The sequence below is a fragment of the Pseudomonas rhodesiae genome (genome assembly GCF_007858255.1).
GTDB lineage: Bacteria > Pseudomonadota > Gammaproteobacteria > Pseudomonadales > Pseudomonadaceae > Aquipseudomonas > Aquipseudomonas rhodesiae.
In genome coordinates this window covers 201,610-216,123 of the sequence record NZ_VFEU01000001.1, presented here as the reverse complement: position 1 = coordinate 216,123, position 14,514 = coordinate 201,610, and the positions used below count along the sequence as shown (strand labels likewise).

Below are 14,514 nucleotides of genomic sequence, written 5' to 3'. Positions count from 1 at the left end.
AAATAAACCGGCACAACGCGCGCTGCTGTTAGCGTGCGGCTTGAAGCTCGATACTTGCCGCTGCGTCATCATTGCGGACTCGCAAGTGTGCTGGAGAGCAGAGATTTCAAACTCGCTGCCTTCGGTTTGACCAGCCAGAAACGACGCAGGTAATCATCGAGATTCTCGGCGAGGTTGCGACCCCATTCGCTGCCGGTTTCCTCGACGTACTCGTCCAGCACGTGCTGCAAGTGGTTCCGGTAGGATTCCATGGCTTCGCCGCTGATCCGCTGGATCTCGACCAACTCGTGGTTGACCTTGTCGACGAAGGTGTTGTCCTGATCCAGCACGTAGGCGAAACCGCCGGTCATGCCCGAACCGAAGTTGTAACCGGTCTTGCCCAGTACCGCGACAAAGCCCCCAGTCATGTACTCGCAGCAGTGATCGCCAGTACCTTCCACCACCGTGTGGGCACCGGAGTTACGCACGGCAAAACGCTCACCGGCCGTACCGGCGGCGAACAGCTTGCCGCCCGTGGCGCCGTACAAGCAGGTGTTGCCGATGATGGCACTGTCCTGGGTCTTGTAGATGCTGCCTGTAGGCGGAACGATCACCAGCTTGCCGCCGGTCATGCCCTTACCCACGTAGTCGTTGGCATCGCCTTCCAGGTACATATGCAGGCCGCCGGCGTTCCACACGCCGAAGCTTTGGCCCGCGGTGCCCTTGAAACGGAAGGTGATCGGCGCTTTCGCCATGCCCTGGTTGCCGTGCTTGCGCGCGATTTCGCCGGAGATGCGTGCGCCGATGGAGCGGTCGCAGTTGCAGATATCCAAGGCGAATTCGCCACCGCTGGCGTCGTTGATCGACGATGCGGCCATCTCCACCATTTTCTCGGCCAGCAGGCCCTTGTCGAACGGCGGGTTGCGGTCGACGCCGCAGAACTGCGGTTTGTCGGCCGGGATGTGATCGCTGCCCAACAGCGGCGTGAGGTCCAGGTGCTGTTGCTTGGCGGTCTGGCCTTCAAGCACGTCCAGCAGATCGGTACGGCCAATCAGTTCTTCCAGCGAGCGCACGCCCAGCTTGGCCAGCCACTCACGGGTCTCTTCGGCAACGTAGGTGAAGAAGTTCACCACCATGTCGACGGTGCCGATGTAGTGATCCTTGCGCAGCTTCTCGTTCTGAGTGGCGACGCCGGTGGCGCAGTTGTTCAGGTGGCAGATACGCAGGTATTTGCAGCCCAGGGCGATCATCGGCGCGGTGCCGAAGCCGAAGCTCTCGGCGCCGAGGATTGCCGCCTTGATCACGTCCAGGCCGGTTTTCAGGCCGCCGTCGGTTTGCACACGGACCTTGCCGCGCAGGTCGTTGCCGCGCAGGGTCTGGTGGGTCTCGGCCAGGCCTAGTTCCCACGGCGCGCCGGCGTACTTGATGGAGGTCAGCGGCGATGCGCCGGTGCCGCCGTCGTAGCCGGAGATGGTGATCAGGTCGGCGTAGGCTTTGGCCACACCGGCGGCGATGGTGCCCACGCCGGCTTCCGCCACCAGTTTCACCGAAACCAGCGCCTGCGGATTGACTTGTTTGAGGTCGAAAATCAGCTGCGACAAATCCTCGATCGAGTAGATGTCGTGGTGTGGCGGCGGCGAGATCAGGGTCACGCCAGGCACCGCATAACGCAGCTTAGCGATCAGACCGTTGACCTTACCGCCCGGCAACTGGCCGCCCTCACCGGGCTTGGCGCCCTGGGCGACTTTGATCTGCAGCACTTCGGCGTTGACCAGGTATTCCGGGGTCACACCGAAACGGCCAGTGGCGACCTGCTTGATTTTCGAACTCTTGATGGTGCCGTAGCGTGCCGGGTCTTCGCCGCCTTCGCCGGAGTTGGAACGCGCACCCAGGCGGTTCATGGCTTCGGCCAGGGCTTCGTGGGCTTCGGGCGACAAGGCGCCGAGGGAAATACCCGCAGAGTCGAAGCGCTTGAGGATTGACTCCAGTGGCTCGACCTCGCTGATGTCCATCGGCGTGTCCAGGGTCTTGACCTTGAGCAAGTCGCGGATCATCGACACCGGGCGGTTATCCACCAGGCTCGTGTATTCCTTGAATTTGGCGTAGTCGCCCTGTTGCACAGCGGCTTGCAGGGTGCTGACCACATCCGGGTTGTACGCATGATATTCGCCACCGTGTACGAACTTGAGCAGGCCGCCTTGCTGGATCGGCTTGCGTGCGCTCCAGGCTTCGGCCGCCAGGGCTTTCTGCTCGGCTTCGATGTCGACGAAACGCGCGCCCTTGATGCGGCTCGGCACGCCACGGAAGCTCAGTTCGCAGACTTCTTCGGACAGACCGATGGCCTCGAACAGTTGCGCACCGCGATAAGAGGTCACGGTGGAGATGCCCATCTTCGACAGGATCTTCAGCAAGCCCTTGGTGATGCCCTTGCGGTAGTTCTTGAACACCTCATAGAGGTCGCCCAGCACTTCACCGGTACGGATCAGATCACCCAGCACTTCGTAGGCCAGGAACGGGTACACCGCCGAGGCGCCGAAGCCGATCAACACCGCAAAATGATGCGGGTCGCGAGCGGTGGCGGTTTCCACGAGGATGTTGGAGTCGCAACGCAGGCCTTTTTCGGTCAGACGGTGATGCACCGCGCCGGTGGCCAGCGAAGCATGGATCGGCAACTTGCCCGGGGCGATATGGCGGTCGGTCAGCACGATCTGGGTACGACCGGCGCGCACGGCTTCTTCAGCCTGGTCAGCGACATTGCGCACGGCGGCTTCGAGGCCGAGGCTCTCGTCGTAGTTCAGGTCGATGATCTGGCGGTCGAAGCCTGGGCGATCCAGGGTCATCAGCGAGCGCCACTTGGCCGGGGAAATGACCGGCGAGCTGAGGATCACCCGAGAGGCGTGCTCAGGCGACTCCTGGAAGATGTTGCGCTCGGCACCGAGGCACACTTCCAGGGACATCACGATGGCTTCGCGCAGCGGGTCGATCGGTGGGTTGGTCACCTGGGCGAACTGCTGGCGGAAATAGTCGTATGGCGTGCGCACGCGCTGGGACAGCACGGCCATCGGCGTGTCGTCGCCCATGGAGCCGACCGCCTCGTAGCCTTGCTCACCGAGCGGACGCAGCACCTGGTCGCGCTCTTCGAACGTGACCTGGTACATCTTCATGTACTGCTTGAGCTGGTCGATGTCGTAGAAAGCCGAACCGTGGTCGTTGTCTTCCATGGTCGCCTGGATGCGCAGGGCGTTCTTGCGCAGCCATTGCTTGTACGGATGCCGAGACTTCAAGCGGTTGTCGATAGCGTCGGTGTCGAGGATCTGCCCGGTTTCGGTGTCCACAGCCAGGATCTGGCCAGGGCCTACGCGGCCTTTGGCGATCACGTCTTCAGGCTTGTAGTCCCATACGCCGATTTCCGAGGCCAGGGTAATGAAACCGTTGGTGGTGGTGACCCAACGCGCCGGGCGCAGACCGTTACGGTCGAGCAGGCACACCGCATAGCGACCGTCGGTCATCACCACGCCGGCCGGACCGTCCCACGGTTCCATGTGCATCGAGTTGTACTCGTAGAATGCACGCAGATCCGGGTCCATGGTCTCGACGTTCTGCCACGCAGGCGGAATGATCATGCGTACGCCACGGAACAGGTCGATGCCACCGGTGACCATCAGTTCGAGCATGTTGTCCATGCTGGAGGAGTCGGAACCCACGCGGTTGACCAGCGGGCCGAGTTCTTCCAGGTCCATCAGGTCGTTGGCGAACTTGGTGCGACGGGCCACGGCCCAGTTGCGGTTGCCGGTAATGGTGTTGATCTCGCCGTTGTGGGCGAGAAAGCGGAATGGCTGGGCCAGCGGCCATTTCGGCAGGGTGTTGGTGGAGAAGCGCTGGTGGAACACGCAGATCGCGGTTTGCAGGCGCTCATCGCTCAGGTCCGGATAGAAGGCGGTGAGATCCGCCGGCATCATCAGGCCTTTATAAATGATGGTCTTGTGGGAAAAGCTGCAGATGTAGTGGTCAGTGTCGGCAGCATTGGCCACGGACGAGCGACGACGGGAAGTAAACAGCTTGATCGCCATGTCCTGGTCGCTCAGGCCATCGCCGGCGATGAAAACCTGTTCGATCTGCGGCAGACGCTCCAGGGCCAGACGGCCGAGTACGCTGGTATCGATCGGCACTTTGCGCCAGCCGACCAGTTGCAGACCGGCGGCGACGATTTCGCGGTTCATGTTTTCGCGAGCGGCTTCGGCTTTGACCGGGTCCTGGTTGAAGAACACCATGCCCACCGCATATTGCTTGGGCAGATCGACTGCGAAATGCTCTTTGGCGACAGCGCGCAGGAACTGGTCGGGCTTTTGAATCAGCAAGCCACAACCGTCACCGGTCTTGCCGTCGGCGTTGATCCCACCACGGTGGGTCATGCAGGTCAGGGCCTCGATGGCCGTTTGCAGAAGGGTATGACTGGGCTCGCCCTGCATATGGGCTATCAGGCCGAATCCGCAGTTATCCTTGAATTCATCGGGTTGGTACAGACCTGCTTTCATAGACACTTTCTCACCAGGCTGCCTCTTATACCGAGGCAAATTTCTTTTCAATTCAACCGGTTACCTTCCACGCCGAACGTACGCCGGCTTAGCGGGGGCAAAAGGGAGGTCATTGTACACACCGACACAGACGCTCACAAATTTAGCGACGAAATGTCGCAAATCTATGTCGCATTTATGAAAGGTTTAAAGCGATATGCTGTGCTAGTCAAAACTTTTTTAATTCTGACCGCTACGACTCAAAAGCTACTGTGACGCAGACACCACAAAGCGCGCGGTCCCTAGAGACTGCACGCCATGCGATTTTTTTTGAGGTGCCGGGAGGGCGGCCTGGGTAAGGCCGCCGGATCTTCAGCGAGTTGCTGCCAGTTCTTGTTGAACGCTGGCAACAGTGCGAGGCCAAGGTTTACCAGCCTGAACCTTCGCTGGCAAGGCTTTGATGGCAGAATCAGCTGCCGCACGGCTGGAGAAGTTGCCGTAGGTGATCACATAGAGAGGCTTGCCGTTGAGCACTTTCTTGAAATAACGGTACTCGCCGCCCTGCTCTTTGACGAACGCCTGGGCATTGGCTTCGGAGCTGGTGCCGAGGATCTGCACCACGAAATTGCCGCTCGGCTGGCTGGCGTACCAGCTGCTGCCGGCGGTGCCGGCCTTGGCCACGGTAGCGGCCGGCTTTTCAGCAGGCTTGGTCACTGGCGCCGGTTTGGCAGCTGGGGCTGGAGTGGGCGCTGCGACCACAGGCTTGGTGACCGGTGCAGGTTTGGCGGTAGCGACAGTCGGCGCTGGGTTGGCCGCAGGCTGACCCGCAGGCACGCCTGCAGGCGGTGCGGTGGTGGTCACGGTCGGCGGCGTGGCGCTGGAGCCTTCCACCGGCACGCCGTCGTCGCCTTCGGAAATGCCGCCAGCCTCTTCGGCGAGCGGACCACGCATCACCGGCTGGCCCACCATCGGCAGATTGGTCGGCTGGCCGGAGTTGGCGAACTCTACATTCGGCGTAGGCTTGCCCAGCGGCAATTGCGCCTGCTCGGCAGGCGTGCCGGCAGTAGTAGGTGCCTTGCTGCGACCCGGGATCAACCAGGCGGCGGCAACGGCGACCACGACCACTGCGGAAATGGCCAGTACGTGCTTCTTCGGCATAGTGAACCCCATCTTTGGACGCTTGACCGCAGAGCGGCTGGCAATCATGGCTTCGATCATGGCATCGCGGGCAACCTGGTTGATGTTGCCAGGCCAGCCGCCTGCGCTTTCGTGAATATCAGAGATCTGCGCAGCGGAGAAAAGTTCGATGCCGGCCCCCGCGCCTTCGAGGCGCTGAGCCAGGTATTCGCGGGTCTCTTCTTCTTCGTAGGGCTGCAATTCGATAACGTGGAACAGCTCCTGATCGCCACTGATCTGCTCAAGATCGGCGATCAACGAAGACTCACCAAACAGGAACACATGAGGGCGACCCTCCGGCGTGCCCGCGGCCAGCGCCAGCAGGGCTTCCAGTGCCGACTCGTCGAGCTGCTCGGCATCGTCCACCAGCAGATAGACTTCCTGCCCGGTCAGACCCAACTGCACCACCTGCTTGAGGATTGCGTTCGGCTCGGCAGTGGACACGTCCAGCGCCTGGGCTACCTGGCTCAGAACACCGGCCGCATCGGTGGCACCACGGGCCGACACCACCACGCTCTGCACCGATTGCTTATTAGTGCTGGCTACCAGGGCCTGGCGCAGCAAGGTCTTGCCGCTGCCCAAGGGACCGGTCACTACCAGCAGCAGTTGGCTATAGCGCGCGAGATGATGAAGCTGTCCGAGCACCGGCTTGCGCTGGGCCGGGAAAAATTTGAAACCAGGCACCCGTGGAGCGAAAGGGTCGTGGCTTAACTGGTAATGGCCGAGGAACGCCTCGTCGGCATGCAAACTAGTCATGAGAATCTTATTAACCTTTAAGCTGGGCCAGGGCGCGGTAATCCGCTCCCAGCGTGGCCTGTAAAATCTCTTTCGGATAATCGTCGGTCACTACGGCTTCGCCCATGCGGCGCAGCAGCACCAGTCGCATTCGACCGTCGATCACTTTCTTGTCTATCGCCATATGTTCGAGGAAGTCCGCCTCGGTCATCTCCTGTGGCGGAATGACCGGCAACCCGGCACGCTGGAACAGGCGGATACCGCGATCACGCTCGTCGGCGCTAATCCAGCCCAGGCGGTGTGACATTTCCATGGCCATCACCGTACCAGCCGCCACCGCCTCGCCATGCAACCACACACCATAGCCCATGTGGGTTTCGATCGCATGCCCAAAGGTGTGGCCCAGGTTCAGGGTGGCCCGTACGCCGGATTCGCGTTCGTCGGCGTTCACCACCAGCGCCTTGGCCGCGCAGGAGCGGGAAATCGCTTCAGTGAGCGCCACCTGATCGAGACCGCGCAAGGCGTCCATGTGCTCTTCCAGCCAAGTCAGGAAGGGCTCATCGCAGATCAGCCCGTACTTGATGACTTCCGCCAGACCCGCCGACAACTCACGCGGTGGCAGAGTGTTGAGGGTGGCGGTGTCGATCAGCACAGCATTGGGCTGATAGAACGCGCCGACCATGTTCTTGCCCAGCGGATGGTTGATGCCGGTCTTGCCGCCCACCGACGAATCGACCTGGGACAACAGGGTGGTTGGCACCTGGATAAAGTCCACGCCGCGCTGGTAGCAGGCGGCGGCAAAACCGGCCATATCGCCGATCACGCCGCCGCCAAGGGCGACCACCGTGGTACGCCGGTCATGGCGCGCCGTCAGCAGGCCATCGAAGATCAGCTGCAGGGTTTGCCAGTTCTTGTGGGCTTCGCCGTCGGGCAGCACCACGGAAATCACTGAGTAGGCCGCCAGACTGCGGCTCAGACGCTCAAGATACAGCGGCGCGACTGTTTCGTTGGAGATGATCGCCACTTGCCGCCCGGCAATATGCGGCGCGAGCAACTCGGGCAGGTCCAACAGACCCTCGCCAATGTGGATCGGGTAGCTGCGCTCGCCTAGATCGACCTTAAGTGTCTGCATGTGTCCCCGCGTGAGAGATGAATTGACGACCGGTAACGTCGAGGTCCGACGCTGCCTGATGGCTCTACGCCACACCGCTCAGGGTGATGGCGCGACGCCGAGAATAGCGCATTTCGCCCCTGGCTTTAACGGGGAGGCAGCCGTTGCAGGCGTTCGAGAATGTCCAGCACCACCATGCGTGGCGGTCGCTCATCGGTTTCTACCACCAGATCGGCGATTTCCCGATACAGCGGATCGCGCAGCGCCAGCAGATCGCGCAAGGTTTTCGCCGGGTCGGCGGTGCGCAGCAAAGGGCGATTGCGATCACGAGCGGTACGGCCCACCTGCTGCTCGACCGACGCATGCAGATAGACCACCCGACCACCGGCATGCAGCGCTCGGCGATTTTCATCGCGCATCACCGCGCCACCGCCGGTAGCCAATACCACGCCATCGCAGCCGCACAGTTCGGCGATCATCGCCTGCTCACGGTCGCGAAAGCCCAGTTCGCCTTCTTTATCGAAGATCCACGGGATATTGGCACCCGTGCGCAATTCAATTTCCTTATCGGAGTCTTTGAATGGCAGGCGCAGCTCTTTGGCCAGCAAACGGCCGATGGTGCTTTTTCCAGCCCCCATCGGTCCTACAAGAATCAAATTTCGCACAGAATCAACGACTCACAGCAATCGCCTGGTTATTCATAATACGCGGAGTCAGGAATACCAGCAGCTCGGATTTTTTCTCCGCCAGCATATCGCGCCGGAAAAGGCGGCCAAGATACGGCACATCGCCCAAAAATGGCACTTTATCTACCACTTTGCTTTGGGTATTGGAGAAAACTCCACCGATCACGATGGTCTCGCCATCCCTGACGAGGACCTTGGCATTGACCTCGTTTTTCTTGATCGGCGGTACGTCATTGAGCCGGTTGAGATAGTCGGGCTCATCCTTGGTGACTTTCACCTCCATGATCACCCGGTCGTCGGGGGTGATCTGCGGGGTGACTTCCAGCGACAACGAGGCCTCCTTGAACGACACCGATGTCGCGCCGCTGGAGCTGGACTCCTGATACGGAATCTCGGTGCCCTTGAGGATGCGCGCGGTCTCCTTGTCGGAGGTCACCACTTTGGGCTGCGAGACGATTTCACCATTGCCGGTCTTCTCCATCGCCGTCAGTTCCAGGTCCAGCAGAAGATTGTCGGTGATATAGGCCACACCCAGACCGGACGACGCCGTCACCGCGCCCAGATCGACAAACGGCGAGCTGGGTGGGTTCTCCGGGGGTTGCGCGCCCTCCGGCAGCGGCTTAGGCATACCGCCGGCCTGCCAGTTGCCGCGCGCAAGCCGCCCACCCCAGCGCGCGCCCAGGCTTTTGTCGTAATCGACGTTGGCCTCCACGATTCGCGCTTCGATCATGACCTGGCGCACCGGAATATCCAGCTGCGCCACGATCCTTCGCAGCTCGTCGAGGCGTTCGCCGGTCTGGTAAGCGATGATGTTATTGGTGCGATCGTCCACCGCCACCGAACCGCGCTCGTCGGTAGCACCTTCCAGGCCGGTCACTGATTGGAACAGCTTGGCCAGGTCCGCCGCCTTGGCGTAGTTGACCTGCAACAGCTCGCGACGCAACGGCGCCAAGTCGGCCATTTGTTTGCGTGATTCCAGCGTCAGCAGTTCGCGGGCCGCCAACTCCTCGGCGGGCGCAACCAGCAATACCCCGGCCTTGATCCGCTTGTCCAACCCCTTGGCTTGCAGCACCAGGTCGAGGGCCTGATCCCACGGCACGCCTTTGAGGCGCAGTGTGATCGTGCCCTGCACGTCGTCGCCGGCGACCAGGTTCAGGCCTGCAACATCGGCGATCTGCTGCAGCACGGCACGTACCTCGATGTTCTGGAAATTGAGGTTGAGCGGTTCGCCACTAAAGGCACTCACCACCGCCCTGCCAGGGGGCGGCAATTGGATGAGGTCCACACGATTGGGCACAGCGGCAGCCATCGGTGCCGTAAGCGCTATCCATAGCGCTACACCGAAGGACAGGAAAGTCCTTTTCATTTGCTTGATTCCGTTATGAGTTGACGTTCAGCACGAGGGTTCGTGGGCGCTCCAGCCAGGCACCCTGTTTATCGGGAAACAGCTCGACCAATTCGATATGGTTGTCATGAATGGCCGTGACTCGACCATAATCGGGCCCCAGGTAATCGCCGACTGCCAGGCGATGCACCGTGGACGCCACCCGCAGCAGGGCGAAGGTCTGCGCCCCACGAGAGAGCGTGCCGACCATTTCGAATTGGTCCAGGGCAAGCCCCTCCAGCAGCCCCCTTGGCCGCATCGGGTCCGGCCCAGGCGCGCGCCGCCCTGCCACATGCTCGACCTGCAAGCTCAACGGCTGGAACGGGTCGCGCAGGCCGGCGGCACGGTAGATAAAGCGCGGGTTGCGCAACGGCGACGGCTCAGCCTCATCCCTCACCGACGATGGCAGCACACGCCGGTAGATCCTGGCCTGCAGGTCAAGCCGCAACAAGCGGCCATCCGCTTGCAGGCGCATCTCATGCACCGTGGTAAATCGTGACAGATCAGCCAAGGCACTGACGAACGAGGCGAGGTCGTGATAGGCGCCAGTGAGGCCGATCTGCACGGGCTGCTCGGCATACAGAGGCCGCAGTTGTTCATCCTGGGGGAGCACGGACTCGATCACCAAGCCATTGGCCAAGGCCAATCGGGCGATGTCTTCCAGCATGCCTGGCATCTGGGGCCCACCCGGCAACTGTCGCAACAGCCCCTCGACCTGGGCCTGCTTGAGTTGGAGCTGACGAGCGCGCTCTTCGAGCTCGGACGCTAAAACAGCTGATTCCGCGAGCTGCCGTTGCAGGGCCATCTCTTGCACTTGCGCCTGCTGCAACCGGGCGCGGGCGGGGCCAAGCTGCATCAGCTCACCCATTGCCAGCACCAGGCCGCCCAAGGCACAGCCCAGCAAGACCTTGCCAGGTAAGGGCCATTTTGCAGCGCGGTGAGAGAACGCGGAAAATTCGAGCCTGGGCCGGCTCATGGCTGGGCCTCGAAGGACGCTCCCTGGCGCACCATCAGCTGGAATCCATTGCTGCCTTGCGCGCCTTCGGTGCGCACATGCTGCAAACGAGCCCCATGGGCGCCCTCCGATGCTTCCAGACGACGCATCAATTGGGCGATATCCTGGCTGGATTCGGCGGTGCCGCTGATACTCAGCGTATCGCCTTTGGCCACGACCTCATGCAGATGCACGCCATCGGGCACCGCACGGGCCAACTGATCCAACAATCGGGCACCGGATGAGTGGCCGCTGTGCAGGTCCTGCACGACTTTCATCCGCTCAGCCAGTTGCTGGCTTTGCACCTCTAGGTCGCCAAGGGTCTTGATACTGGAATCCTGAGTGGCGACGTCCTTGCTAAGGTGGCTATTACGCGTCACCTGCCGATCGATCGCTTGGTCGATAACCTGATCCGCCAGCCAAACGACGACCAACGCCGTGCACACGAACGCCAGAAGCAACGCCACAAAATAGTGACGGCGCCGTTCAGCCTGGGCTTGGCGCCAGGGCAAAAGATTGATTCGTGTCTTCAAGCGAAACTCCTCAGGGCCAGCCCGCAAGCAACTCCCATCCCTTGGGCATCCACGGCCCATTGTGCGCCGTCGACGCGATTGCACGGCGTGAAGCTGGCGAAATCCTGACTGCTCGCGCGCGCCAATGCAAACGCTTCAACATCGACCACCGCCGGTATGAGCCCGGCCATGGCCAAAACCGCCTCGCGGGCTTCGACATGTTCTTTCAGGCATGCCACCAGCAACACCTCGACCCGCGCCGCCTCGTGAACCGAGCGCCCCTGGACTTGAAAGTCGATGGCCATGTCATCCAATGGATAAGGAATGTACTGCTCGGCCTCCCGCTCGACCATAGCCAGCATCGCTTCGTCAGTAAGCCCCGCCTCCAGCTCGATGAGTCGCGTAATGACCGATGGCCCGGTCACTGCGACCGCTGCACGCCGAACCCTCGTCTGCAACTTGAGCAAAGCGGTGTGCAACGCCTGGCCGATGCCGTCCAGGTCCAGGAACGCACCGTCGACCACCGCCCCGGCGGGCAGCCCCTGCGTGACATAACCTTGAACGCTGTAACCTGCGGGCGAGCGCCCCAGTTCGACCAGCATGATGGCCGTGTCATTGATATCGATGCCCAGCAAGGTATCGACTTTTCGCCTGAATAATCCCTTTCCCATAAAACTCCCTAGAACATTGCCTGTCATACCGCCTGGTTGCCGCGGGACGCCGTGCATTCGGTCGACTTGTTGCAGAGGCGCGAATGACGCCCCAGGCCGAAAATGCTTTAATGCCCAGCGTTTTTTCCCGCTTTTTATCTGCAGCTCGGGTTGATCCATCATTTGCCATGCATGCCCCGACGCCTAACCCATTCTTTTCTCTGGAAATCCAAAAGCCTTGATTCGTCTGCTGAAGTTTTTCGGGTACTCCATTGTCGCCATCGTCTGCGGGCTGTTGCTCGTGCTCAGCGGGGCGTACCTCTACCTTAGTCCGGGTTTGCCGTCGGTAGAGGCCCTTAGAAGTATCCAGTTGCAGATTCCTTTGCGGGTCTACAGCAGCGATGAAAAACTCATCGCGGAGTTCGGCGAAATGCGCCGCACACCGATCCGTTTTGCCGACATTCCGCCTAATTTCATCAGCGCCCTGCTGTCGGCCGAGGACGATAATTTCGCCAACCACTATGGTGTCGACCCCAGCAGCCTGGTGCGCGCCGCCACACAGTTGGTAAAAAGCGGACACATTCAATCCGGTGGCAGCACCATCACCATGCAGGTGGCGAAGAACTTCTTCCTCACCAGCGAGCGCAGCTTTTCGCGCAAAGCCACTGAAATCCTGCTGGCACTGCAGATCGAGCGACAGCTGACCAAGGACGAGATTCTTGAGCTGTACGTCAACAAGATCTACCTGGGCAACCGCGCCTACGGCATCGAAGCCGCCTCCCAGGTGTACTACGGCAAGTCCATCCGCGACGCCAGCCTGGCGCAGATGGCCATGATCGCCGGTCTGCCCAAGGCGCCTTCACGCTTCAACCCCCTGGCCAACCCGGCGCGTAGCAAAGAGCGACGCGACTGGATCCTGGGGCGCATGTACAAGCTGGGCAAGATCGACCAAGCCGCTTACGAAAGCGCCGTGGCCGAACCGCTGAACGCCAGCTATCACGTACCGACGCCGGAAGTGAACGCACCGTATATCGCCGAAATGGCCCGCGCCGAGATGGTCGGCCGCTACGGCAGCGATGCCTACACCGAAGGCTTCCGCGTGACCACCACGGTTCCGAGCGACCTGCAGGAAATCGCCAACGATGCGGTGCATTCCGGTCTGATTTCCTACGACCAGCGCCACGGCTATCGCGGCCCTGAATCGCGCCTGCCGGGCAAGACACTCAGCGCCTGGACCGCAGAATTGAGCAAACAGCGCCCCATCAGCGGCCTGGAACCCGCCATCGTCACTCAGGTGAAAAAAGACGGCCTGCAAGTGCTGACCCGTACCGGCGAGGCCCATGTGGCCTGGGACAGCATGAAATGGGCGCGCCCTTTCCTGAACACCAACAGCATGGGCGCCATGCCCAAGCAGCCGTCGGACGTCGCGCAAGTGGGCGACTTGATCCGCGTGCAACGCCAGAAGGACGACAGCTTGAAGTTCAGCCAGGTGCCGCTGGCCCAGGGCGCACTGGTGTCGCTGGATCCGCAGAACGGTGCGATTCGCGCCCTGGTCGGCGGTTTCGCGTTCGAGCAGAGCAACTACAACCGCGCCACCCAGGCCAAGCGCCAGCCCGGTTCGAGCTTCAAACCGTTCATCTACAGCGCCGCACTGGACAACGGCTACACCGCCGCCAGCCTGGTCAACGATGCGCCTATCGTGTTCGTCGACGAGTACCTGGACAAGGTCTGGCGCCCGAAGAACGACACCAACACCTTCCTTGGCCCGATCCGTATCCGCGAGGCGTTGTACAAGTCACGTAACCTGGTATCGATCCGTCTGCTGCAAGCCATGGGCGTCGGCAAGACCATCGACTACATCACGCGCTTTGGCTTCAACAAGTCGGACCTGCCGCCGAACCTGTCGTTGGCCCTGGGCACCGCCACCCTCACGCCGATGGAAATCGCCACCGGCTGGAGCACCTTTGCCAACGGCGGCTACAAGATCACGCCGTACCTGATCGACAAGATCGAAAGCCGCAATGGCGACACCCTGTTCACTGCCAACCCGCCACGGGTGCCGGGCGATGTGGTCAACGGCGTAGTTGCCACCGATGGCCTGGCTGCGCCGAGCCACGGCGGGATCACCATCGAGCCAACGCCCGGCACGACTCCGGCAGCCGCCAACCCTAGCGCCCCTAGCGAACCGCAGGCACCGGCTGTGGCCGAACGTGTCGTGGATGGCCGTACCACCTACATCCTCAACAGCATCCTGGAAGATGTGATCAAGAAGGGCACCGGCCGCCGCGCCCTGGCCCTGGGCCGCGCAGATATCGCAGGCAAGACCGGCACCACCAACGAATCCAAGGACGCCTGGTTCTCCGGCTACAACGGCGACTACGTCACCACGGTATGGACCGGCTATGACCAGCCGGAAAGCCTCGGTCGCCGCGAGTTCGGTGGCACCGTCGCGCTGCCGATCTGGATGAGCTACATGGGCGCAGCCTTGAAGGACAAGCCGCTGCACACCCAGCCGGAACCAGAAGGCATCCTCAGCCTGAGGATCGACCCGATCAGCGGCCGCGCTGCCTCGCCAAGCACGCCGAATGCGTATTTCGAACTGTTCAAGAGCGAAGATACGCCGCCGTCGGTCAACGAACTGGGCAATGGCGTCGTGCCGGGCAGCCCGCTGCCGGCGGATGAAGGCGCGCCGATCGATCTCTTTTAGAGAGCGGCAAGCTGTCAGCTACAAGCGGCAAGTTAAGAGCTGCTGTGGGCCGGTCTTGAACTTGCC

The 14,514-nt window shown here is 61.5% G+C and carries 8 protein-coding genes and 1 pseudogene; 1 reads left to right on the top strand and 8 read right to left on the bottom strand.

Features of this window, described 5'->3' with window-relative positions; all coding sequences use genetic code 11:
- Positions 1-68: 68 nt before the first annotated feature.
- From gltB to pilM, 8 genes and pseudogenes are all read right to left on the bottom strand, one after another.
- The gene (gene gltB, locus FIV35_RS00920; RefSeq protein WP_034136586.1) at positions 69-4,514 is read right to left on the bottom strand and encodes a glutamate synthase large subunit; all 4,446 of its coding nucleotides are present in this window, start codon (positions 4,512-4,514) and stop codon (positions 69-71) included.
- Between the two features lie 351 nt (positions 4,515-4,865).
- On the bottom strand, positions 4,866-6,425 hold the full coding sequence (locus FIV35_RS00910) for an SPOR domain-containing protein (protein ID WP_034136585.1): 1,560 nt from the start codon (positions 6,423-6,425) through the stop codon (positions 4,866-4,868).
- A gap of 10 nt (positions 6,426-6,435) precedes the next feature.
- A complete protein-coding gene (gene aroB / locus FIV35_RS00905; protein ID WP_034136584.1) occupies positions 6,436-7,536 on the bottom strand; it encodes a 3-dehydroquinate synthase in 1,101 nt (366 codons plus the stop codon).
- A gap of 125 nt (positions 7,537-7,661) precedes the next feature.
- Positions 7,662-8,180 carry a shikimate kinase AroK gene (aroK, locus tag FIV35_RS00900; RefSeq protein WP_003187914.1) on the bottom strand — a complete coding sequence of 173 codons (519 nt, stop codon included), beginning with the start codon at positions 8,178-8,180 and terminating at the stop codon, positions 7,662-7,664.
- Positions 8,181-8,184: 4 nt separating this feature from the next.
- Positions 8,185-9,441, bottom strand: a pseudogene (locus FIV35_RS00895) (type IV pilus secretin PilQ); the annotation flags it as partial.
- A gap of 139 nt (positions 9,442-9,580) precedes the next feature.
- A complete protein-coding gene (locus FIV35_RS00890) occupies positions 9,581-10,561 on the bottom strand; it encodes a pilus assembly protein PilP (protein ID WP_034136582.1) in 981 nt (326 codons plus the stop codon).
- The gene (locus tag FIV35_RS00885; protein WP_034136581.1) at positions 10,558-11,112 is read right to left on the bottom strand and encodes a PilN domain-containing protein; all 555 of its coding nucleotides are present in this window, start codon (positions 11,110-11,112) and stop codon (positions 10,558-10,560) included. Before FIV35_RS00885 ends, FIV35_RS00890 begins: the two co-directional genes overlap by 4 nt.
- Entirely contained in the window at positions 11,109-11,762 is a 654-nt protein-coding gene (pilM, locus tag FIV35_RS00880) for a type IV pilus biogenesis protein PilM (RefSeq protein ID WP_034136758.1), read from the bottom strand. The genes FIV35_RS00885 and pilM overlap by 4 nt, the downstream gene beginning before the upstream one ends.
- A 220-nt stretch (positions 11,763-11,982) precedes the next feature.
- Here pilM and FIV35_RS00875 point away from each other — a divergent pair, with 220 nt between their 5' ends.
- The gene (locus FIV35_RS00875; protein WP_375538196.1) at positions 11,983-14,448 is read left to right on the top strand and encodes a penicillin-binding protein 1A; all 2,466 of its coding nucleotides are present in this window, start codon (positions 11,983-11,985) and stop codon (positions 14,446-14,448) included.
- Positions 14,449-14,514: the final 66 nt, after the last annotated feature.